This window comes from Dellaglioa sp. CoH-56-MRSF-14 (assembly GCF_056782115.1).
This window is the reverse complement of sequence record NZ_JBXAYB010000135.1, coordinates 1-242: the sequence shown is the minus strand read 5'-3', so window position 1 is coordinate 242 and position 242 is coordinate 1. Positions and strand designations below refer to the sequence as shown.

General features: G+C 51.2%; 1 protein-coding gene. It reads left to right on the top strand.

All coding sequences use genetic code 11. The annotated features are described in order from the left end of the window. Positions 1–237, top strand: a 237-nt coding sequence (locus AC1RPX_RS08085) for a hypothetical protein (protein WP_481763383.1), incomplete at its 5' end; no start/stop codon positions are given. Between the last annotated feature and the right edge of the window lie 5 nt (positions 238–242).

Sequence of the window (242 nt, the reverse complement as noted above, 5' to 3'; positions counted from 1 at the left end):
ATGCAGCGCTGGTCCTACAATCAGGCCGGCGCAAAAACTCGCGAAGCAAGCGGTGTGCACAGACGTTGCAGATTCGACGCAAAACTAGGAGATAATAAAAAGCTGTACAGTTCCCTCAGTATGCAAATTTCACGGCTGAAGAAAAAGCTGGCGCTCGATCCTGATGACAGAGCCCTGCAAAAAGAGCTGGGGCAAGTGATAGAAGCACGTGCCTCGCTCCGAACCAAGGAGAGGTGATGAAA